The organism is Pseudoalteromonas sp. T1lg75, assembly GCF_002964705.1.
Taxonomy (GTDB): domain Bacteria; phylum Pseudomonadota; class Gammaproteobacteria; order Enterobacterales; family Alteromonadaceae; genus Pseudoalteromonas.
In genome coordinates this window covers 31,287-53,499 of sequence record NZ_PQCD01000062.1, presented here as the reverse complement: position 1 = coordinate 53,499, position 22,213 = coordinate 31,287, and the positions used below count along the sequence as shown (strand labels likewise).

General features: G+C 47.4%; 10 protein-coding genes and 1 pseudogene. 8 read left to right on the top strand and 3 right to left on the bottom strand.

Going from position 1 to position 22,213, the window contains the following annotated elements; translation table 11 throughout:
• Positions 1-87: 87 nt before the first annotated feature.
• The 8 genes from C2M36_RS15365 (at position 88) to C2M36_RS15330 (ending at position 14,493) form a co-directional block, all read left to right on the top strand.
• Positions 88-960 carry a WYL domain-containing protein gene (locus C2M36_RS15365; RefSeq protein ID WP_105255655.1) on the top strand — a complete coding sequence of 291 codons (873 nt, stop codon included), beginning with the start codon at positions 88-90 and terminating at the stop codon, positions 958-960.
• A gap of 14 nt (positions 961-974) precedes the next feature.
• A complete protein-coding gene (locus tag C2M36_RS15360) occupies positions 975-2,540 on the top strand; it encodes a type I restriction-modification system subunit M (RefSeq protein ID WP_105255654.1) in 1,566 nt (521 codons plus the stop codon).
• Between the two features lie 2 nt (positions 2,541-2,542).
• Positions 2,543-3,727, top strand: a complete 1,185-nt coding sequence (locus tag C2M36_RS15355; protein ID WP_105255653.1) for a restriction endonuclease subunit S — start codon at positions 2,543-2,545, stop codon at positions 3,725-3,727.
• Positions 3,728-3,751: 24 nt separating this feature from the next.
• A complete protein-coding gene (locus C2M36_RS15350) occupies positions 3,752-6,652 on the top strand; it encodes a type I restriction endonuclease subunit R (protein WP_105255652.1) in 2,901 nt (966 codons plus the stop codon).
• 39 nt (positions 6,653-6,691) lie between these two features.
• Complete coding sequence (locus C2M36_RS15345; RefSeq protein WP_105255651.1) at positions 6,692-9,301, top strand: toll/interleukin-1 receptor domain-containing protein; 2,610 nt, start codon at positions 6,692-6,694, stop codon at positions 9,299-9,301.
• A gap of 563 nt (positions 9,302-9,864) precedes the next feature.
• Positions 9,865-12,618 carry a DUF2339 domain-containing protein gene (locus C2M36_RS15340; RefSeq protein WP_105255650.1) on the top strand — a complete coding sequence of 918 codons (2,754 nt, stop codon included), beginning with the start codon at positions 9,865-9,867 and terminating at the stop codon, positions 12,616-12,618.
• A 67-nt stretch (positions 12,619-12,685) separates the two neighbouring features.
• The gene (locus C2M36_RS15335; RefSeq protein WP_234399190.1) at positions 12,686-13,501 is read left to right on the top strand and encodes an ABC transporter ATP-binding protein; all 816 of its coding nucleotides are present in this window, start codon (positions 12,686-12,688) and stop codon (positions 13,499-13,501) included.
• A complete protein-coding gene (locus C2M36_RS15330; protein ID WP_105255648.1) occupies positions 13,498-14,493 on the top strand; it encodes a FecCD family ABC transporter permease in 996 nt (331 codons plus the stop codon). The genes C2M36_RS15335 and C2M36_RS15330 overlap by 4 nt, the downstream gene beginning before the upstream one ends.
• A 40-nt stretch (positions 14,494-14,533) precedes the next feature.
• Here C2M36_RS15330 and C2M36_RS15325 read toward each other — a convergent pair whose 3' ends face one another.
• The 3 genes and pseudogenes from C2M36_RS15325 to C2M36_RS15315 form a co-directional block, all read right to left on the bottom strand.
• Positions 14,534-20,560: an Ig-like domain-containing protein gene (locus C2M36_RS15325; RefSeq protein ID WP_105255647.1), complete on the bottom strand. Its 6,027-nt coding sequence runs from the start codon at positions 20,558-20,560 to the stop codon at positions 14,534-14,536.
• A 54-nt stretch (positions 20,561-20,614) separates the two neighbouring features.
• A pseudogene (locus C2M36_RS17215) lies at positions 20,615-21,042 on the bottom strand (DUF4347 domain-containing protein); the annotation flags it as partial.
• A 295-nt stretch (positions 21,043-21,337) separates the two neighbouring features.
• The gene (locus C2M36_RS15315) at positions 21,338-22,183 is read right to left on the bottom strand and encodes a sulfotransferase family protein (protein ID WP_105255645.1); all 846 of its coding nucleotides are present in this window, start codon (positions 22,181-22,183) and stop codon (positions 21,338-21,340) included.
• Between the last annotated feature and the right edge of the window lie 30 nt (positions 22,184-22,213).

Sequence of the window (22,213 nt, the reverse complement as noted above, 5' to 3'; positions counted from 1 at the left end):
AGCAATCAAAGTGATTACATCAATTTGATTGCTCCTTTTAGCCGTTTAAGCTAATGTACTTTGATTAAAACTTGGTTTTATCAAAGTATGCAGCTAGAAAACCTGAATCATGCACAGCGTGAACGTCTTGCTTTTATTGACTTTAGTCTTGAATTTTTTGGGCAAATAGCAAGGGCTGACTTGATACAAAAATTTGGAACTGGCTTAGCTTCGTGTACTCGCGATCTTTCTCTATATAGAGAATTAGCACCAGACAATGCTGTGCTCATGCATGAAAATAAGCGATATGTGCGCTCAGACGTATTCAGAGCCATTTTCGAACACGATCCTGAGTCAACCCTTAGAACATTAGCTAAAGGCTTTGGAGATGGCTTCTCGTTGCCACAAGAGAAGTCATCGGCATGCTTTGATGCGATTCGGCTGGTTCATCCAAACGCTGAAATCATTTCGGCCATCATGCGAGCGATTTACTCGAATTCAGCGATTAAGTGTGAATATGAGTCTCTTAGCAGCGGTGAAACCAAACGGGAGTTAGTACCACATGCCATTGTTAATAACGGCCATCGGTGGCATGTGCGAGCATATGATCGTAAAAGCAAAGCGTTTAGAGATTTTGTTTGCACACGGTTCAAGCGTATCGAACTGCAAGAAACGGAGCCTAAAAGTAATGAGCTGGTCGACATGGATAGTGCTTGGAATTCGCTGTGTGAATTGCAGCTAGTACCTCATCCAAGACTTCCCCATAGCAAGGCTATTGAAATGGACTACGGCATGACAAAGGGCATGCTGCGCCTTGAGGTTCGAGCCGCTTTAGCAAATTACTTACTCCGCCAGTGGAATGTTGATTGTACAGACAATGCAACGTTAACTGGCGATGAGTACCAATTGTATTTGAAGAATAAAAACAGCCTGGTCGATTTAATCGACTTCTCAATAACACCAGGCCAACAACTTAACTAGGAACAGGAACCAAGATGGTTGAACAACACAAAAAAGCACTCGAAAAGCAGTTATGGAATATTGCCAACGCCTTACGTGGCAACATGAGTGCCGATGAATTTCGTGATTACATTTTAGGGTTTATCTTCTACAAGTATTTGTCTGAGCGTATGGATATATACGCTGATGAGCTTTTAAAAGAAGACGGTATTAAGTTTGATGCTATCGATGAAAATACCGATGAAGGCAAAGAATACTTAGAGGCCATCCAAGAAGAAGCTATTGATCACTTAGGTTACTTTTTAAAGCCGAGCGAGCTATTCCATGTGCTTGCGCAAAAAGGTGAAAACGGTGAGTTTATCCTAGAAGCCTTATCTGAAGTGCTTAACCATATCGAACAAAGCACCATGGGTACGGCATCTGAAGATGACTTCAATGGTCTGTTCGATGATTTAGATTTAACGTCAAACAAGCTAGGTAAAACGGAAAAAGCCAAAAACGAGCTGATTTCGAAAATCCTTGTTCACTTAGATGATATCGACTTCTTACATCACGAAACCGAAATTGATGTATTAGGTGATGCCTACGAATACTTAATCGGTCAATTCGCCTCTGGTGCAGGAAAAAAAGCTGGTGAGTTCTACACTCCGCCAATGGTATCCAAACTTCTAGCCAAGCTGGTAACTATGGGCAAAGACAAATTGCGAAGCGTTTACGACCCAACCTGTGGCTCAGGTTCATTGTTGCTACGTGTCGCCAAAGAAGTTAAAGAAGTCGGTAATTATTACGGACAAGAATCTAACCCTAGTACCTACAACCTTGCTCGCATGAATATGATTTTGCACGGAGTGCATTATCGCCAGTTTGATATTCAACAAGACGATACGTTAGAACAGCCACACCATATTGAAAAGCGCTTTGAAGCGGTGGTAGCAAACCCTCCGTTTTCGGCAAAATGGAGTGCAGCGCCTGGCTTTTTAACCGATGAGCGTTTTCAGGATTACGGTAAGCTGGCTCCAGCTTCAAAAGCCGATTTTGCCTTTGTGCAGCATATGGTTCATCAACTTGATGATGATGGCACTATGGCCGTTGTATTGCCGCATGGCGTCTTATTCAGAGGTGCTGCTGAGGGGCATATCCGTAAACATTTAATTAAAGATAAGAATTACCTCGATGCGGTAATTGGTTTGCCAGCCAACATCTTCTATGGAACACCAATTCAAACTTGCATTTTAGTTTTTAAGAAAAACCGTCAACATAGTGACAATATTCTATTTATTGATGCTAGCCAAAAATTTGGAAAAACGACTAACCAAAGTTATTTAAGAGAGCAGGATTTAGAAGATATTTTAAATGCTTACGGAGATAGAAATTTTAAAAAGCATTTTTCTTATGTATCAAAAACAAAGGATATTGAAGAAGATAATGAATTTAACCTAAGCATTCCTAGATATGTGGATATGTTTGAACCTGAACCAACAGTTAACATAGATAAAGTAGCTAAAGAAGTTAAAGTTATTGATAAAACAATGGTTGATTTAGATGCTGAAATATATTCATTCTGTAAACAACTAAATATTGCTGGTTTGGTTGGAGAATAATAATGAAGCAATTCTCCAAGCAACCAAAGATTAGGTTTCCAGAATTTAATAGTGATTGGGAAACTTCAACTCTTAGTAATGCAATTTTAGAAAAGAAAGAAAAGTCGTCTGTTCAAGATCAACATGAAATTTTGACCTCTTCTAGAAATGGCTTAGTGAGGCAAACAGATTACTATGATGGAAATGAAAGAATCACCTCTAGAGAAAATATAGGGTTTAATGTGATTTCTCCTGGTGAACTAACTTATCGCTCAAGGAGTGATGATCGTCGCTTTTACTTCAATATCAACCCTTTTAGTTTTAAAGGTATTATTAGTAGTTACTACCCTGTTTTTGCCTTAAATGACGTAGATAGTTATTTTTTCACACAATTATGTAGCGTCCACTCTTTTTATATAGGTTCAAGAAGTGTAGGAACATCTCAAACAGTACTATCCTTAAACGAACTAAAAAAGATCAAACTACCTTTTCCTTCTATTGACGAGCAACAAAAAATATCTAAGTTTCTTAAGCTATTAGATAATAGGCTGGTAATACTTAAAGAGAAATACAACTTACTTGTTGAATATAAAAAAGGTGTTATGCAGAAGCTGTTTAATCAAGAAATTAGCTTTAAAGATGAAGCAGGTAATAATTTTCCATCGTGGAAAGAGGAAAGGATTGGAAACTGGATTGAAGAATATAAGGAAAGATCTACTGAAGAAAACCAATTTGAAGTTTTGACTTCCTCCAGAACTGGGCTAATGAAACAGTCTGAATATTATGGTGAAGGACGAATAACAGACCGTTCTAATTTAGGATTTAACATTATTCCCAATGGATATTTAACTTACCGTTCAAGAAGTGATGACAGACAGTTCTTTTTTAACCTGAATGAACTCGGCTATACCGGAATAATTAGTACATATTATCCAGTATTTAAAATGAAGAATGAACAGAATAAATTCTTTGTAGAGCTTTCAAGGTTTCATAAAAATAAGTTTGGCAGGCAGGCTGTTGGAACTTCCCAGGTAGTACTGTCCTTTAATGAACTAAAAAATATAAAATTTGCAATGCCTTGTAATGAAGAACAAGCCAAAATTGCTGAGTTTGCAGAGGCATTAGACAAAAAGCTAGATGCGGTACACCAACAAATTGAACTAACGCAAACCTTTAAAAAAGGCTTATTGCAGCAGATGTTTGTTTAAGGACTAGAAGTACAAGGAGTTAATGTGGCCTATCAGTCAGAACAAGAATTAGAAAATAACTTAGTTGCTCAGCTTGTTAAAGGTAACTTTGAAAAAGCAGCAATTACCGATGTTAATTCGCTTAGAGCTAACCTTAGAAAGCAACTTTCAAAGCTGAATGGCTTTGATATTAGCGATAACGAGCTTAAGCAAATTCGTAATGCTTTATCAAAAGGCAACGTGTTTGATAAAGCTAAAATGCTGCGTGATAGGCTACAAATAAACAAGGACGATGGCACCGTTGGTTATGTTCGGTTTCTTAATGATGACTTTAGTAAGAATCACTTCCAAGTAACTCAGCAAGTAACGGTAGAAGGCCATTATAAAAACCGTTATGACGTTACCATACTGGTTAATGGCTTGCCGCTGGTTCAAATTGAACTTAAGCGCAGAGGACTAGAGCTTAAAGAGGCGTTTAACCAAATTAACCGTTACCAGCGCCACTCTTATTGGGCTGAAGATGGCTTATTTCAGTATGTTCAGGTATTTGTTATTTCAAATGGAGTCAATACTAAGTATTACGCCAATAATCGCAAACAAAGCTTTAAACAAACCTTCTTCTGGGCCGATGTTAAAAATGAGCGTTATACCGAATTAACTAAGTTTGCCGACGAGTTTTTAACGCCTCAACACCTAACAGATATGATCACTAAGTATGTGGTATTGAACGAAACTGACCGCATTCTTATGGTCATGCGCCCTTATCAAATCTATGCCACAGAAGCGATTATTGAACGAGTTGCAGAGCGTGAACAGTTAAAAGCTCAGAATCAAGCAGCTGATGAGCTCAACGGTTATATCTGGCATACCACAGGCTCTGGTAAAACACTAACCTCGTTTAAAACAGCACAACTACTCACCGGCGATAGCAACATCCATAAAGTGGTATTTGTGGTTGATCGTAAAGACCTCGATTACCAAACCAGTAAAGAATTTAATGGCTTTGCCAAAGGTTGCGTTGATAGCACTGATAACACTAAGTTGTTAGTAGACCAGTTTACTGACGCGCCAATTCCTGCGGATAAGGTTAACGAAAAACGTAATACCAAACTAATTGTTACTACTATACAAAAGCTTAATAACGCCATTAGCCATAAGCGTTACTCTAAACGAATGGAACCGGTGCAAGATAAAAATATGGTGTTTATCTTTGATGAATGCCATCGCAGTCAGTTTGGCGATACCCATAAGAAGATCACTCAGTTCTTCTCTAATCATCAAATGTTTGGTTTTACCGGCACACCCATTCTGGAAAAGAATGCGGTGTCAAAATCATCTCGTAAATACACCACGACAGACTTATTCCATAAGCCACTTCACAAGTACACCATTGTTGATGCGATTAAGGATGAGAACGTGCTCAAATTCAATATTGAGTACGTTGGCCGCTATAAGAAGAAAGACAGCGCTAATGAGGTGGATATTGAGGTTGAAGGCATTGATACCAAAGAGCTGATGGAATCTGATGTTAGGTTGGAAAAGATCACTGATTACATCATTGCTCAGCATAAACGCAAAACGCATAGCCAAGAATTTACTGGCATGTTTTGTGTGTCGAGCGTACCTGCCTTAATTAAGTATTATGAGCTGTTTGCCAAGAAAAAGGCTGAAGGTAAACACAACCTGAGAATTGCGACGATATTCTCCTATGCTGCCAATGAAGAAGACCCAGACGCTGATGGCTTAGATGACGCCGTATTGGATAAAGTTGCCGAACCTCAGGCCGCATATAGCCATAGCCGAGATAAGCTAGAACAGTTCATTGGCGATTACAACGAGATGTTCCGTTGTAGCTATACCACGAAAGACAGCGAATCGTTTTATAACTACTACAACGATATTTCCAAAAAAGTTCGGGAAAGAAAAATCGACATTCTGCTAGTCGTGAACATGTTCCTTACCGGCTTTGATAGCAAAACACTTAATACTTTGTACGTTGATAAAAACCTTAAATATCACGGGTTGATTCAGGCGTACTCACGCACTAACCGCATTCTGAATGAGCAAAAGTCTCAGGGTAATATTGTTTGTTTCCGTAACCTTAAAAAGCGCACAGACGAAGCCTTAGCACTCTTCTCAAACAAAGACGCCAGAGATACGGTGATAATGCCGCCGTATGAAGAATTCCTTAAGCTGTTTAACCAGGCTTTAGAGCAGCTTAAAAAGATTGCGCCAGAGGTAGATAGTGTTGATTCATTGCAAGATGAGCATATGGAGCTGGAATACGTTAAAGCCTTTAGGGAATTAATGCGATTGCGTAACGTTCTTTCAACCTTTGCCGACTTTGAGTTTGATGATGTAGACATTAGTGAACAAGAGCTCGAAGACTATAAGAGCAAATACCTTGATCTTTATGACAAAGTTAAAACAAATACGGCACCTGAAAAAGAATCTATTCTCGAAGAAGTCGACTTTGAACTAGAGCTACTGGCAATGGATGAAGTAAACGTTGCCTACATCTTAAAGCTGCTTAGCAAGCTCAAAGAGACAGACACTGAAGAAGAATACCAGTATCAATATAAAGCACTTATGCAGGTTATTGGTGGTGATCCTAACCTTCGCAGCAAACAAGAATTAATTGATAAATTCATCCAAGAAAACTTACCAGAAGTGAAGTCAGCTGAAGAAGTAGATGACGCGTTTGCAGTTTACTGGGAAGTAGAAAAAGAAAAAGCCACTCAGCAAATGGCTGAGGAAGAAAACCTTATTCCAGAAAACGTGAAAGAACTCGTTGAGCGCATGATCTTCAACAACCAAGAACCACTGCGTGAAGACATAGTAGCAACGATGGAAAAGCCCCCAAGTGTATTACAGCGTAAGAAAGTAATACCAAGGCTTGCCGAGAAGTTTAGAGGTTTTGTGAACACGTTTTATGGTGGGATGTAATTTTGGCAGAGAAGCTATAAAGAATAATAAATGGAGTAAATGATGGAGCAAATTAAACTTTTTATTAGTTACGCTCATGCGGATGAAGAAGATAAAAATACTTTTTGCAAATTTTTGGCAACACTTAAAAGAAATGGTGCTGTATCTGAGTGGAATGACAGACAACTGCTTGCTGGTAGTAAGCTGAATGATGAAATTATTTCTCAGTTAGAAAGTTCAGATGCTGTGTGTTTACTCATAACACAAGACTTTCTTGCGTCATATTATTGCGTTGAAGAAGAGCTCACTAGGGCTTTGAAAATGGCTGAAAATAACCATTGTCGAGTATTTCCTATTATCGTAGATCATTGCACATGGTTGGATAGTGAAATTAAAGAATTCACCTGTGTTCCGACTGATGGCCAGCCGATAAAAGAATTTGCCAATGAAAGTAAAGGTTGGCTACAAGTTATCAATGAGCTTAAAAAACTCATAACAGATATTACCGAAGAAAGAGCAGCTAAAGTAAACGTAGAAAATAAGATCGAAATTGAGTTGTGTGATGGTGCACTAACCAGCGAGTTTAAAGATTTTTTAAACGCTACAGAAATTGATTTTCAACATCCTCATAAAGAAAACATTACTTTAGACGATACCTTTGTTTTTCAAGATTTAAAGGTAATTCAAGATGATATTGATGACTATGAAGTCACAAGAAGTGCGTCAACTTTATCCGATATTAATAAGTTATCCAATTTCACCTTAATATTAGGTGAGGAACAGAGTGGCAAGACTTCTTTGTCTAAGATGACCTATAAAGGGTTGAAGGCATCTGGTGCTAATCCCGTTTACCTAGATGGAGCTGATTTATCAAGCTCAGATTTACATAAAGTAATTAGTAAAAGCTTAAAATTTCAATATGAAACGATGGACTTAGGAGCCTACCTAGCTTCAAAAGAAAATAAAGTATTGATATTGGATAATACAAACGAAGTTAAATTAAATCAAAAAGCTTTTGAGCGTTTTTTGGATGCTTCAACTGAGCTATTCGATCATTTAATTATTCTTTCTGAAGATTCTATTCAATACCAAGAAGAAATTATTTCATTATTCGATGGCTTTGAGCATTTCGAAATTTTACCTATGGGCTATGAACGAAGGGATAAGCTATTAAGAACTTGGTACTCCATTGGTAGACAAGAGCAAATTCAGGACGCAGAGTTGATCGAAACTGTAGATGTTGCGACGAGTCAATTGGATGCGATCATTCGAAAAAACATCGTACCTGCGAAGCCTTTATTCATATTGATGATAGTGCAAGCTTTAGAATCCACTCAAACTCAGGACTATTCTCTAACTTCTCATGGATACTGCTACCAAATATTAATTCAGGAAAACCTTAAGAAGGCAAAAATCAAAGCAAGTGAAATAGATAAATACATTAACTATTTGACTCACTTGTCATATTTCATGTATGAAACGCAGCAATCATGTTTAGATGATGCTCAATTAAAGTCATTCCAGAATAGTTACAGTGAAAACTATGTCATTAGTTCCCACGATGAAGTAATTCAGAACCTTATTTTGGCAAAGCTTCTTAAGGAGTCAGATAAGGGAATTGAGGTTAAATATCGCTATATCTTCTATTTTTACGTTGCCAAGTACATGGCGGACAGTGAAGATGCAGTGTCTTTTATCGATTCACTTTGCGATAAGCTGCATATGGAGCAGCATTCAAATATTCTTATTTTTATTACACACCATACAAGAAGTAGAAAGGTAATAAATAAAATAATTGAACGAACAATTAATATATTTAAAGATGAAAAAGAGGCTCAGCTAGGGAAGGAAGACACTGAGTTTTTACGCGATTATCTAGACGAGATTCCAGATCTAGTTATTAAACATAGAAGTAACGTATTGGATAACCGAAAAGAGCGATTCATTGAAAAAGATAAGGTAGAAGCTAACAAAAAAATGACTTCTGATCCTAGCTTTGATGATGAAGTCACAACGATCTCTGAGTCATTAAGAGATGTAGCACGTTCCGTTAGAAGTGTCGAAATAATAGGGCAAATAATAAAAAATAGGCATGCTTCTATAGAGCAAAAGCAATTAAATGATTTAGCCAAACAAGCGATTGATGTTGGGTTACGCTTTTTGAGCTTTTACCTCACATCAACTAAAAACATCCAGTCTGAACTTATCGAAATAATCCATAAATTCATTGAGGATCATTCAGATTTAAGTGATGAAAGAATTGCGGAGTTGAGTAAACAGTCATTTATTCAATTGGTTTATAACCTATCTTTTAACGTAATAAGAAAGATAAGCACATCCATCGGGCATAGGGAGCTTATTGGACTATTTAATGACTTAAATAAAGACACTTTAACACCGGCATATAGTCTTATAAATGCCAACATCCAGCTGGAATTTAAGTCGAATAAAAGTAGTATCCCAAGGAAAGAATTGGAGCAAACTTGGAGAGTCCTCAAGGGAGAGGTTTTAGCTGAAAGACTGTTAAAGGCTTCTGTATTACAGTTTCAATATTTAAACTTTGTTGGTTACAAAGATAAAGCCTGGATTTCGGAAAAGTTAGGAATTCCATTGGAAGTGCAAGATAAATTTGCTGGAAATAAGCAGACTAAAAAACTAAGTAAAAGATAGTGAGGTTTTCATCGAAAGGCTTATGGACAAAGAGCATGCAGCGCAGTTTCGTGATTATTTGTGTCGATTCAATAAGAAATTGATGTACGCATCAGCAATGAACTGTGAGTAGTTAAAAGTATTTATTAATAAGGGATAAACATGAAGCAAGCAGTGCAGTTTAATAGATTATACAAGGACATTTCGGAAAGCCTAGAAAGCGCCCTAGGAGACTTGTAAACCTCTAAGTTTATAAAGTGTCAATGTGATGAGTTACTTTGGATGCAAGTGCTTAGTTAGTGTCAAGGTATATAGTAATTTCGACTGTCAACTATATTTCAGGGATAGAATATAGGACTCTAGACCAGAGTCATTGCTCATCTGCCTTTCGTCAGATTGAACTAGTGTCAACAAATATACAATTCGTAGATGACAACGATTTTTGGCCCGATGATCCGGCCAATGCCCAGGCAACGACCAGAGTAAAGAGCCGAATGTAGCTAAAAATAAGGCCTGGCGCGGCGAGCTTTTCTTTTTCGTTTTTGTGAGTATAGTTAAACTAGTCAATAACTTAAGGCTAGGCCATGGATACAATGATCGCTTTTATAGGCTTGCTGATGCTGGTTGTAGTGATCGGCAGTGTGTGCGGGTTAATCGCGCTCACACAAATAGGTGAGCTCAGGCGTCAACTGGCGCAACTACAACAGCAACTAAAATCCGCCCCAGGTGCGGCCGCCGTCGGTGGCAAGGAAGCTGCACCTCAGGCATCACCCGACTCGGTTGCAACGGCTCGAAGCAGCGCTGCAACTGCAAGTGCGGCTGCAAGTGCGGCTGCAAGCGCGACCGTAAGCGCTAAAGCTGAGTCATTGACAACGTCTGTGACAAAGTCTTCGACAACGTCTTCGACCGAGTCCTCAACAAAAAAGACGGTCGCGCCTTCGGCTCCTACTTCTCAAGGTATGTCTCCTGCACCCGAAATAGCGGCTCCAACCCTGCCGGCGGGTCCGGCCACCCCCAGTTTATGGCAGCGTTTTAGCGCCCAGTTTAAAGAGCACTGGATGGTCTGGATTGGCGCCCTGGCGCTGGCCTTCGGTGGTATTTTCTTTGTTTCTTATTCCCTTGAAGCGGGTCTGTTGTCGGTTACCGCGCGCCTGGTATTAGGTGCCGCCTTTGGCGTGCTGTTACTGGTCGGCGCCGAGTATGTGCACCGTAAATTCTATCGCGACAGCGAGGCGCAATACGCCATGATTGCCTATGTGCCGGCGGCGCTGGCAGCGGGTGGCTATATCAGTTTATTTGCGCTGACCGCCCTGGCGCTGGTGAGCTATAAGCTGCTTTCACCGGGCAGCGCCTTTGTGATGTTGACTCTGGTGTCGGTGGCGGCCAGTTGGACGGCGCTGCGTTATGGCCCGCTGTTGGCCGTGGTCGGCATGTTGGGTGCCTACAGTGTGCCGCTGTGGGTGTCGACCGGTGCGGCTAATTACCTGGAACTGGTCATTTATTTAACTGTGCTGACCCTGAATTTAACCTTTGTGGTGCGCAAGGTCAGGCGCATGTGGCTGTGGTACAGCATCTGGGCGCTCCATCTATTGTGGCTATTGTTTATCGCCCTGGATATTCCTCGTGAGCATGCCATGGCCATGGTTGTTTTTGTACCCATCAGCGTGGTGCTGTTGATCATGATCCCACGCCTGGGTTTCTTGTTGTCGCAACTTGAACACAGGGTTTGGTCATTTAAATCCCTGGTGCTGCAAAAGCCGGATCATATCTTGTTGCTGGCGATCTTTGGCGCCACCCTGATCTTCTCAAGTGGCCAGGACATGAGTGTATTAAGTATGCAGTTTTGGCTGCTAAGCGCCCTGTTTGCGGTGGCGGCCTTGCTGAATACCCGCTGGCAGCTTTGGCCGGTTCTCAGTGCTGTGTTGTTGGCGCTGCTCTTGGATCAGCCTTATCCGGTCGGGGTCGATTTGAACCATGATGGTCTGTTGATGTTTCATGGCGCGCTGGGGCAGGCACAAATCGCCATGGTGGCGTTTTTAGCCTTTGGCTCGGTCTTTGCCAGTCGTTCACCTCAGCATATGGGTTTTAGCTTTATTGCCGGAGGTGCCGTGTTGGTGCCCCTGGTATTGGCTTATTTGGTCTTGCCACAGGCCTGGCTGGATGACGTGAAATGGTTCTGGGTGTTCGAGCTGCTGCTGGCCGGCGCCTTTTTGGTGTTTCTTGCCAACCGTACTCGCAATACCCTGCAGCAGATGATTTACTGGTGCGCCATCAATGCTCATCTGGCGTTTGCGGCGACCCTGGTGCTCGGCACCCACGCCTTGACCCTGGCACTGGCGCTTCAGGTGGTGTTGATGAGTTATCTGAGCAAGCGCTTTGCGCAGCCCATCCCATCCTGGCTGCTTAAAGCCTTGGTCACCCTGGTGGCGGCGCGCTTAACCCTGTTGTTTATTGAGCCCCCGCTTGGCGCCGAGCTGAGTGAGCCTTCCTTGTGGCTATACCCAAGTGTGGCCGCCTTGTTCGCCATCAGCTATCGCTTCTTTGCCAGTGAAAGCCTAAGGCCCTGGTTGCTTGGGGTTATTTTGCATGTGCTGGCGCTGTGGGTAAGCACACTGACCAGTTATGCTCTGGTGGGTCATAGCATTGATTTAAACAATCTGTCGTTAATCGAGAAACTGGTGCTCAGCATCAACTGGGGACTGTTAGGTAGCGTCTATCTGTATCGTGCCAGGGCGGCGCAAACCATGGCGCAGTTTTATACCATAGCTGGCTGTATCCTGTTGGCTGTTGCGGCACTGTTGCAGAGCCAGTTATGGCTTGAGTACAACCCTTGGCTCAGTGCCGTGCCCATGGGCGAGTCGCTGCTTACCAGTTACGCCTGGCTGTATTACTTCCTGCCCGCTGCGGTTGGATTGTGGCTGAGTTATCTGTTGCCACCTACTCAAGCCAGCTTAAGCCGAGTGTTGTTAGGCGCTGCGGGTCTGTACTTGTTCGTCTTTATTAATGCCCTGGTGCGGCAATATTGGCAGGGGCCTTTTATCCAGCTCTCTGCTGGCGTCGAAGATGCGGAGCTCTATAGCTATTCGGTGATCTGGTTACTGCTCGGCGCCGCCTTAGTAGCCGTGAGTCTGACGCTTAACAAGTTGAGCCTTCAGCGTGTGGGTGTGGCCTTATTAGCCCTGGTGATCGCCAAGGTGTTTCTGGTCGATATGGCTAATCTAACCGGACTATTGCGGGCCTTATCCTTTATCGGTCTTGGCTTGGCCCTGGTTGGTTTGGGCGCCTTGTTTAAATGGTTACAGCGCCAACATACACAGCTAGAACGGACGTCTGGATAGACAAAATTTACTTTATCTGGCAATGATCTCATAATAGTCGCTTTGCCAGTTTACCTAAGTGGGTGTTGTGTCTGATCATTCTTTACTGACCGTGGAGCAGTTGCTGTGTCGTTTGCAGGGGCGGCAGGTGCTCGATGGCATCAGTTTTACCTTGCAGCAAGGCGAGTTTATTGGCTTACTTGGCCCCAATGGCGCCGGCAAATCGACCTTATTACGCTGTATTTATCGCTATTACGCCAGTGCCAAGGATGCCATACGCCTCAATGGTCGCTGCATTCAAGACATGGCACCGCGTGCCTTAGCGCAGGATATCGCCGTGGTGTTGCAGCAAGCGCCAAGCGATATGTCACTGACTGTGCTCGAGGTAGTCGCCTTGGGTCTGTTGCCCGCACTGGCACCTTGGCAGGGGCCGGGCGCTGAAGCACAGGCGCGGGTCCAGCAGGCCATTGCCGATGTGGGGTTGGCGACGCAGCAGCACAAACTGCTAGCCCAGCTGTCCGGTGGTGAGCAGCAACGGGTGCATATTGCCCGGGCCTTGGTACAGCAGCCCAAATTGTTGATAATGGACGAGCCCACCAGTCATTTAGACATCAAATACCAAATCGAACTGATGGAGCTGGTGCGCTCATTAAATTTAACCGTATTGGCCTCGTTCCATGATTTAAATCTCGCAGCCGCCATGTGTGACAAGCTGCTGGTCCTCAATGGTGGCCAGCTTGTTGCCAATGGCACGTCGAAAACGGTGATCACCGAGTCATTATTGAGCGAGGTGTTCGGCGTCTGTACTCAGGTTGGTGTCCATCCGCAAAACCCCGAGCACTGGCCTCTGGTGCATTATTACTACAGTGACAGGCACAACAGATATGGGCGTCAGAAGTCATGAACAGGCAGCGTAATTTCGTTATCGCCGCGCTCATCTTTATTGTGCCGCTGAGCGCTTTGTGGGCCCTGAAACTGGGCGCAGTTAATATCAGCTGGTCGCAGTTACTGGCGGTGCTCGGCGGTGAGGGCGACCCCCTGTGGCAGCAGATTATCTGGCAGCTCAGGGTGCCGCGGGTGGCCTTGGCCTTTATGGCCGGGGCCGGATTAGCCTTGGCCGGCGCCATGTTGCAAACGGTAACCCGTAATCCCTTGGCCGATCCCTATTTGTTTGGCATCTCCTCCGGTGCGGCCTTGGGTGTGGTGGTGGCCATGACCTTGCTTGGGATCAGTGCCGGTATTATGCTGACCTTCAGTGCCTTTGTGGGGGCTATGTTGGCCACCGCCTTGTTGCTGTCCGTGGCCTTATCGCTGCGCTATATGCAAAACTCCATCATGGTGCTGTGCGGCGTGGCTCTGTCCTTTGGTTTTAGCGCCCTCACCAGCTTACTGCTGTACTTTAGCGATCCGCAGGCGATCAGCGCCGTGGTGTTTTGGACCTTGGGCAGTTTTTCCCGCGCCAACCTTGCCATGCTGTTACCTCTTGCCCTGTTGTTGGCGCTGGTGTTGGCGCTGGTGATGGTGCTGCGCCGTGCCCTAAACGCCCTATTGTTGGGCGATGAAAGTGCCCATACCCTGGGCGTGAATGTGCCCATGCTGCGGATTATTATGTTGTTGCTGAGCGCATTAATCACCGCCGTGCTGGTGAGTGTCTGCGGCGGTATCGGTTTTGTCGGTTTGATGATCCCCCATCTGGTGCGTCTTAGCGGGCGCTTTAGCAGCACCCAAGTCTATCCGCTGAGCTTTATTTGCGGAGGCTTGTTTATGCTCTGGGTGGATGTCTTGGCTCGGACCACCTTGACCAATCAGGAGTTGCCCATAGGGGTGATCACCGCGGCCCTTGGCAGTGCGTTTTTCTTTGCCCTGCTATACATACAGCAACGTCAACGTCAGTAGAGACTTATTCGGGCCCCGCGGTTAGGCGGGGCACCAGGGCTCAACTGCGTTTAGTGCGGCGAGTGGCCAGCAGTCCAGCTAGTAACAGCAGCCAATAAAGATTGACCGTGCCGCTACTAAGCTTGCGCTTGGGCGGCTCGACGGGCGGTTGTGGCTCGGCCACCTTCACCATGACCTTGGCCGCTGCTTGGGCGCCAAATTCATCGGCAATCACATAGTCGACGGTGGCGGTGCCACTAAATTGATCCATAGGCGTAAAGCTCAGGCTGTAGTCGGCATTGATGCTGACCTCGCCCTGTTCGCTGCTGGCCTCGACCACCCTGATGGCGCGCCCTTCCGGATCGCTGTCGTTGCTAAGCACATCCAGGGTCACCGTGGTGCGATACCAGGTTTCGGCCTCGTCATCATTGGCAATTGGCGCCTGATTGGCGGCTATGTTCACCTGTACCTTGGCGCTGTGTGTATTGCCTTGGCTGTCTGCAATGCTGTAGAGCAGGGTATCCATGCCCAGGTACTGACTTGGAGTGCGATAGAGTATCTGATTATCGAGGATCTCCGCCTGACCCAGAGTGCTTTCCACATTGAGTAGTTGCAGTTCGTCGCCATCGGCATCGGTGTCGTTACTCAGTACATTCAATGACGTATCGCTGTCTTGCGGTACCCGATAGGCATCATCATTGGCTACCGGTGCTTGGTTACCCTGTACGCTCAGGGCTATCACCCCGGGGTCGTCTATATAGCCGTTAACCATGCCGTCACCGTCGTTGGCGCCCCCGTCTTCAAGGGTGAGTTGCACGCACCAGTGGCCAAGGTTAAGCCCGGCTTGCCATTGCTCGCTGCCTGGCGCCGGACAATAACCGCGACTCCCTAAGGCCGAGGCCACCGCATTGCGCTCATCGAGGTGTAAGTCCTGCCATTGCGAGGAGACGAATTTGCGGTACTGGGCATTGCCCGGCACCGGCTGATGCTGGGGCAAGACCAATTGGACACTGCTGCCCTGCGTGGCTAATGCAGACACCACTACGCCATAGAGGGTACCTACATGACGCCCATCTGGGTCCGGGCTGAGAGCTTCTGGGTTTAACCGAGCACCGGCCTGGGCACTGTCGGCATAGGGGCTAGTATGCAGACAGGTTCCCGGCTCGCTGGCGAGGATAAAGTCTTGCTCCTGACCCGCCACCGCCGCCATTAGATGACATGGCGTCAGGGCATCGAGGTGGTCACTGACGCCATCGCCATCGAGGTCGATAAAACCTTCCTCCTGATCCGGCAGTAAATCCCCATCGCTGTCGCCCTCATCGAGTGGCGGCACAGTTGCGCGAATATCCAGTTGCCCCAGTACTGTGGTGCTCAAGGCTGGACTGCCATTGTCACTAACCGTCACCGTGATTTTATACACCCCTTCGACAAGGTTGTTGGCGGCCAGGGTCACCTCGGCGCTATGGGCATCGCTCAGGGTCAGAGCCGGCTCCACCTGCCAGGAGTAGGTATGACTATCGTCGTGATTGGCATCTGTCACCTGAGCATGTAACTGAATATCCTCATCCTGGCGATACAGGGTGCGGGCTTGCTGCCCTTGCTGCGCCTTTATGGTGACCCCAGGGGCAAGATTGGCTTCGCTGATGGTGACCCTGTGTTCACCGCGGGCACCAAGGTTACTTTGCTCTGAAAGGCTGATAATGATGGTTTCATCGCCTTCATCCAGGTTGTCATCGTAAATATCCATGCTCAGGGTGCTGTGCTCGGAATGAAATACCAGCTCGCCATCGATCAGGGAATGATCGCTGTTGTCACTGCTACCACCGACGCTATAAGGGATCACCAGGGGGTAACTGGGCGCAGAGCCGCTCAGATAGGCATGAACCTTATGGCTGCCGCCCTCGCTGGCGGTGCTGTCGGCGGCAAAACTGATCTGCGGATGGACTCGAATATGCTGGGCGGCCAGGGCGCTGCGGCCCTCACTGTCCGTGACTTGCCAATACACCTTGTGCTCACCGGAGGTAAAATACATCGGGTTCTCAAGCAGCTGGACCGGAATTGACTGCCCCGTGCTGTCCACCGCCGTGGCAATGCCTAGATTCACCTTGGTATAGAGACCGGTGGCATTGGTCTCCACATCGGCGGGCACCGTTAGTTGCGGCGTATCCGCTGGTAACTCTCCCGAGAGGGTAAAGCGCACCGTGGCGCTGTCTGCCGCCCCGGCTTTGTCGACCACGCGATAGTTCAGGGTGACGGTTTCATTGAGCCCGGCGATTGGGGTGTAAAGCAGGCCGTTATCATTGATGCTGACCTCGCCGAGTTCGGCATTGGCCGAGGTGATGGTCAGTTGATCCTCGCTATCCGGGTCGCTGTCATTAGCCAATACATCGAGGAAATAACTTCCGGATTCGGCGCGGGCCAAGGAAATAACGTCATCTTCGGCCACGGGCGCATCATTTTCGCCAGTGACAGTGATCAGTATGCTGGTTGGCTGACTTTGCAGCTGACCGTCACTGGCGATCAGGGTGACACTGTCCTGGCCATTAAAATTGGCATCCGGCGTATAGCTGAGCGTTATGCCATTAATGGTGATCTGGCCGTGTGCGGGCTCGGTACTGACGCTTAATTCTATGGCTTCGGGAGTTTCATCACTAATATCAAGCTCCATCGTGAGCGTGGTGTCTTCTTCGGTGCTCAGGCTGGTGGTATTGATGACAGGTGCTGTATTTGCAGTTAAGACATTAATGCTAAAGGCCGGCAGTTGGTCACTTAGTTCACCATCACTAACCATTATTTGAATGTTGCCATAGCTGTCCACATCGCTTTCGGTTGGCACTCCAGACAGGGCGCCTGTGCCCGTATCAAAACTTGCCCATCCTGGCTTGTTGGTAATAGCAAAAGTGAGAATGTCATTGTCGGGGTCAGTTGCTTGTGGCGTAAAGCTGTAGTTTTGGCCTGCGATCACTTCAGGTGCTGGTACGCCGTTTATGCTCGGAGCCCTGTTGTCGTCATCCATAATGATGATGGTAGCTTGTTGCGTTGCGTCCTCAACGCCCCCGCCACCGACGGAGGCGATATCGACAATAATGGTTTCTTCGTCCTCGGTGATGGCATCGTCGATGGCGGTAATGGCGATATCTGCCGAGCTTGTTAAGGCTCCAATGGTGATACTCGGCGAGCGACTGTAATCCGTGTCCACAGCCGCGGTGCCGCTGTAACTTAAGGAGACGACAATATCTTCCGGCCACTGATTATTCAGGCTATTGCCTATAGTGGCGGTCAACTGCGCCACGCCCCCGGCCTCATCTATACTGTTGGTATCGCTGCTTAGGCTAATGGCTGGCAGGTTGGCATAAATGGCATCATTGGCCTGGCTGATTGGGGTGGTATAGCTGCTTTGGTTATTTAAGCCGTCGGCCAGCACCAGATTTACGGGCACGTCGGCAGAGGCGGCAATATCCTGACCGCCATCAACAACAGTAAACTCGGCGCTGTAGTTACCCCCGCCTAAATCGCTAAAGCCGCTTAGGGCATAGCCGTTCACCGTACCCGAAACCAGGCTGGCGCCGGGTTCGGAGGCGTTAATACTGACGCTGACCGTATCACCGACCTTATGCGCGGTATCGGCAATACTCAGGGTGTTGATGGTGGGCCCAGCTAGGTCAAGCTGATGCACCTCGCCCCCGGTAAAGGCCGGGGTATAACCGTTGTTGCCATTCCCATTGCCCAAATCATCGGTTATATCTGTATTGGCTTTCAGGTCCAAGCGTAAAGTGCCACTGCCCGCCATATTGTTGACCGTAACCGTAACGCTGCTACCACTTGATGCCGACACCATGGCCACGGAGCCGCTGGCATCGCCACTGAGGGTGGTCAGGGCGAAATCATCGCTGGAAATATTTTGGACGTGACTGTCAAAGTTTACTAGGTAGCTGATTTGCGTGGCATTAGCCGGGGGAGTACCAACAAGTGCAATACCGGTGACTCGCGGCGGTATGGTATCCAAGGCGGTGAGCGCGGTGCTGTTGGCACTGGCCAAGCCCCCCGATGAGGCCTGCAGGTTAAAGACCTCCGAATCCGCTCCGGCGGGGCTGTAGGTTAATTGCAAAGAGGTGAAGGTGGCCGTCCCTGAGCTCGGGGTGAGGGAAACCGTGCTGCCATTGCCATCGTTATCGCCAGTTGCCGTCATTATGGCGGTGCCTGGGCCATTGACCTCACTGAGCGTGATGTCGGTGCTATAGCCCTGATCCACCACGTTAATTGCATCCACCGCCTGCACCACGGGCACAGTGGTAAAACTGGTGCTTTGCCATGCGGGTATTGAGGTGGGGGCGGGCTCGGTACTAAACACCAGTTTAGTGGCCACCACATCAGCAGTAACGGCATTGGCGTTGACACTGGGCAGGTCACTGCCAACGCCGTCTTGGTCATTGGCCGTTAACGTAAAGGCTTGCTGGTCGGCGGTGGCGGTATAGGTCAGGCCACTGAAGGTAGCGATACCACTGCTGGCGCTGGCGCTGGCATTAGTGAGTACACCGGCCGAGCCTTCGCTCAGGGTAATGGTTTCACTAAAGTCGGTATCCGTATTTCCAAATGCGTCGGTGGCTGTCACAACGGGCTGTGTCATAAGCGCACTGCCCGAGACACTGCCCGACGGCTGAGTACTGAAGCGCAGCCGGGTGGCCGAGACCTCTATGGGTGACCCGGTACCATTGTTGATTGGGCTGGTTACCCCCATGCGTGTACCGGCACCTAAGGTGACATCGGTATCGCCATCGATAGTGAGCACATAGTTCCGCTTTTCCACCAGGTTAGTATTGTCATTGAAATAACCGTTGATGGTATAGACTTCACTGCCGCCATCGGCGATGGAAATGCTCAAACCGGGGAAGGTAATCACATCCGTAGCGGCATTGTATACGCCGGAAACATTGGGGGCATCGGGCCCATTTAATCGCCAGGTCACTTTAGCGCGATCATTGTCGGTGGATGTGCCCATGACATGCACCCGGATAGCCGACACAGCCATGGCCAGGTTATCGCCACTGCCGCCATCACTTAAGGTAAAGTCAAAGAGGTTAGCCGCTTCGCCGCTGGTGTCGACCGTGCTGGACAGGGCGACCGGTTCAATGACGCCAGTCGCGGCGCTTAAATTACCATCGCTATTTGCCGCTAATACGGTAACGGTTATATCCTGGTTCGCCGAGGTGCCACCATCGCCGTCATTGATCGTCACACGTACATTTCGAGCTCCCGTGGTGGGGCTGACTGAGTCGGTATTTTCATAGTTGAGGGCCCGTAACAGGGTTTGTACTCTAGCCGGGGTGGCGTTGGCGTTGAAGTTGGTGACAAAGTCGTTGCCGGCGGCGATATTATTCGCGAGCGTGCCGATCACCGTTCCCGACACCGACAGGTTACTGCCCGCCGTTGTGCCCGACAGGGATACTGCGCCCGAGGTATCGACACTGAGCAGATCTTCGGCGGCATCTTCACCCGAGGTAATGGTGGCAGTAAGGTTGCCGCCATTAAAATCCGCACTGTCACTGTCGCTGACCGTGGCATTAGTGCCCTGATCCAAGAGTACCGTACTGCCTGAAAAAGTATTGAGGCTATCGCCATTTAGGTTGGCGATGCTTGGCGCGCTATTGGAGGGCGTAGTATTGAACGCATACACCCCCAGATAATTGGTATTGTTTGAGCAATTGCTGCTGGTGACTCTAAAAGAAGTCAGATTGCTTGTGTTACCAGAGAGTGTGATTGGCACCACACCGGTGGAGATATTGCCCGAGAACAGGGTATTGCCAGCGTTATTGGTCACCACTACATCGCAGGTGCCATCTACCTCCAAGGTCAGGTTATCCAGGTCAAAGTTGGTGTAACTGGCGGCCTTGGTAAATTCTATGTAGGCCGTTGCCAATGCCGGGTTGGAAGGGGAATAAAGGGACTTGGTTGCGCCAAACTGGTTGATATAAGGTCCCGACCCCGTGGCTGCCAGGTTACCATTACTGGAGAGAGCCGGCTTATTGCACTCGGAGTCATCAGGGTCGACATTAGGGCAAAAGCTGTCCGCATCATAGGTTGCCAGCACATCACTAAAATCCTGCAGAGTCAGGGCATCAAAGGGCGATTCGCTGTCGATATCGCCCTGAACGATTTCCAGTTGCCAGTCGCCACCCTTATCGCTGGCTCCGGTTAGGTCATTTGATGCTGCGATGTCGGCACCGGTCTGGGCGCTGAGGAGTTCTATAAATTCAATACCTTGTTCGCCTGGGCCAGATTACAGTTATAAAAGCGAATGTCGGCGCCGGCGCTCAGTTTTGCGCCGAGGCGTTTGATATCGGCCACATAATCATTGAGGCTGGCGGCACTGATTTGTTGTTGGCCAACATGAATGCTTCCCTGTGAGCCATGGCTTACCCAATGCAAGACGTCCAGGTTGTTATAGGCAGCCAGCTTGAGATTGAGCTGGGCAAAAATCGGCGTCTGATCATCAATTTCGATCACTTCTATGCCCGGTTTGAGGGCCTTGTAAAAGGTGGACTTGTCGGTCAGCGAGGCGTCAATGATCATCACCTCATGGCTAATTGTTCCTTTTTCTAGCTCGACCTTGGCGTAGGAGGGCTGTGCACTGGGCTCGGGAAGGAGGATGCCTTTTTGCAGCTTTAAGGTCGTTGGTGTCGCCGGCTTTTGTTTGCCCTGCATGGTGTTGATCAATAAGGCGTTATCGTCATTCAGACCATGCGTTTTTGATACCGGTGGCGTGTGCCGCTGTTGTTGCGTACGAATATAACCGCCGTAGGCCCCGGCTAAGGCGGGGAGTGCGCTCAAGCCCAAGGGCATCAGCAAGGCGGCGGCCTTATTGAGTTTAAAATGATGCATAGGTGTCTCCTTGGGGGGCTGTGGCGCAGATAAGACTGGCTTGTGTGCCCGACGTGTCTTGCCAAAATGCCATGTCACTGTATTTGTTGAATAACTCGGGCGGAAGAATGCTGCGCCTTAGGGTGAATTTGACTTCTTTTTTGACCGTATGCAGGCCCTTGACGCCAATATTGCTGTCGAATTCACCTTCTTCATATTCCACATGATTAAAGTCGTGATCGAACGTCGGCAAGTCTAAAAACTGGTAGAGCAGCTCCATGGTGCGCGCCGGATGCTGGGTGAGTAAGTCGTAGTCCACTAGCAACAAGCGCTGCGAATATTCACCATAGTAGGCCTCTTTCAAGGCCGTCCAGGCACTGCCGAACACCCCCTGATGATGGGCCATGGACTCGCAGCGGGTATACACGGTTTGCCGGCTTTGCGGGGAATACATGCGACTGTAGTCAAAGGGGTTTTTACGATAGATGCACTCAAAGCTGTCCATCACCCAGGCAGGGTTGCGAACACAGCAGATCACCTTAAAATCGTCAAACAGTTCTACCAGCTGATGCATGCGTGCCGTCCAGATACGATTGGTATCGAAGATCACCTGCTTATCGACGTGTTCGCTGTAGTAACTATTCACCAGGCTTTGGCACAGGGCGCGGCGTTTTTGCTCGCTAAAAAAAGGAGCGAATTCACTGCCGGCACCGATTTGCTCCAAACATCCGGCCATCAGTGGGGCCACCGGGCTACTCATGGCGGCGTGATAGGCGGGATTTTGTCTTAATAAACCGGCCAGCAGCGTGGAGCCGGAGCGGGGCAAGCCTGAAATAAAATGATACTGCGTCATTGTTGTTCCTACCTTTATAAACGCAAAAGG

What these genes read in the sequence shown, in the direction of transcription:
- C2M36_RS15315 (WP_105255645.1), bottom strand. Translation starts at nt 22,183, where the DNA reads ATGACGCAGTATCATTTTATTTCAGGCTTGCCCCGCTCCGGCTCCACG.
- C2M36_RS15345 (WP_105255651.1), top strand. Translation starts at nt 6,692, where the DNA reads ATGATGGAGCAAATTAAACTTTTTATTAGTTACGCTCATGCGGATGAA.
- C2M36_RS15340 (WP_105255650.1), top strand. Translation starts at nt 9,865, where the DNA reads ATGGATACAATGATCGCTTTTATAGGCTTGCTGATGCTGGTTGTAGTG.
- C2M36_RS15365 (WP_105255655.1), top strand. Translation starts at nt 88, where the DNA reads ATGCAGCTAGAAAACCTGAATCATGCACAGCGTGAACGTCTTGCTTTT.
- C2M36_RS15360 (WP_105255654.1), top strand. Translation starts at nt 975, where the DNA reads ATGGTTGAACAACACAAAAAAGCACTCGAAAAGCAGTTATGGAATATT.
- C2M36_RS15330 (WP_105255648.1), top strand. Translation starts at nt 13,498, where the DNA reads ATGAACAGGCAGCGTAATTTCGTTATCGCCGCGCTCATCTTTATTGTG.
- C2M36_RS15355 (WP_105255653.1), top strand. Translation starts at nt 2,543, where the DNA reads ATGAAGCAATTCTCCAAGCAACCAAAGATTAGGTTTCCAGAATTTAAT.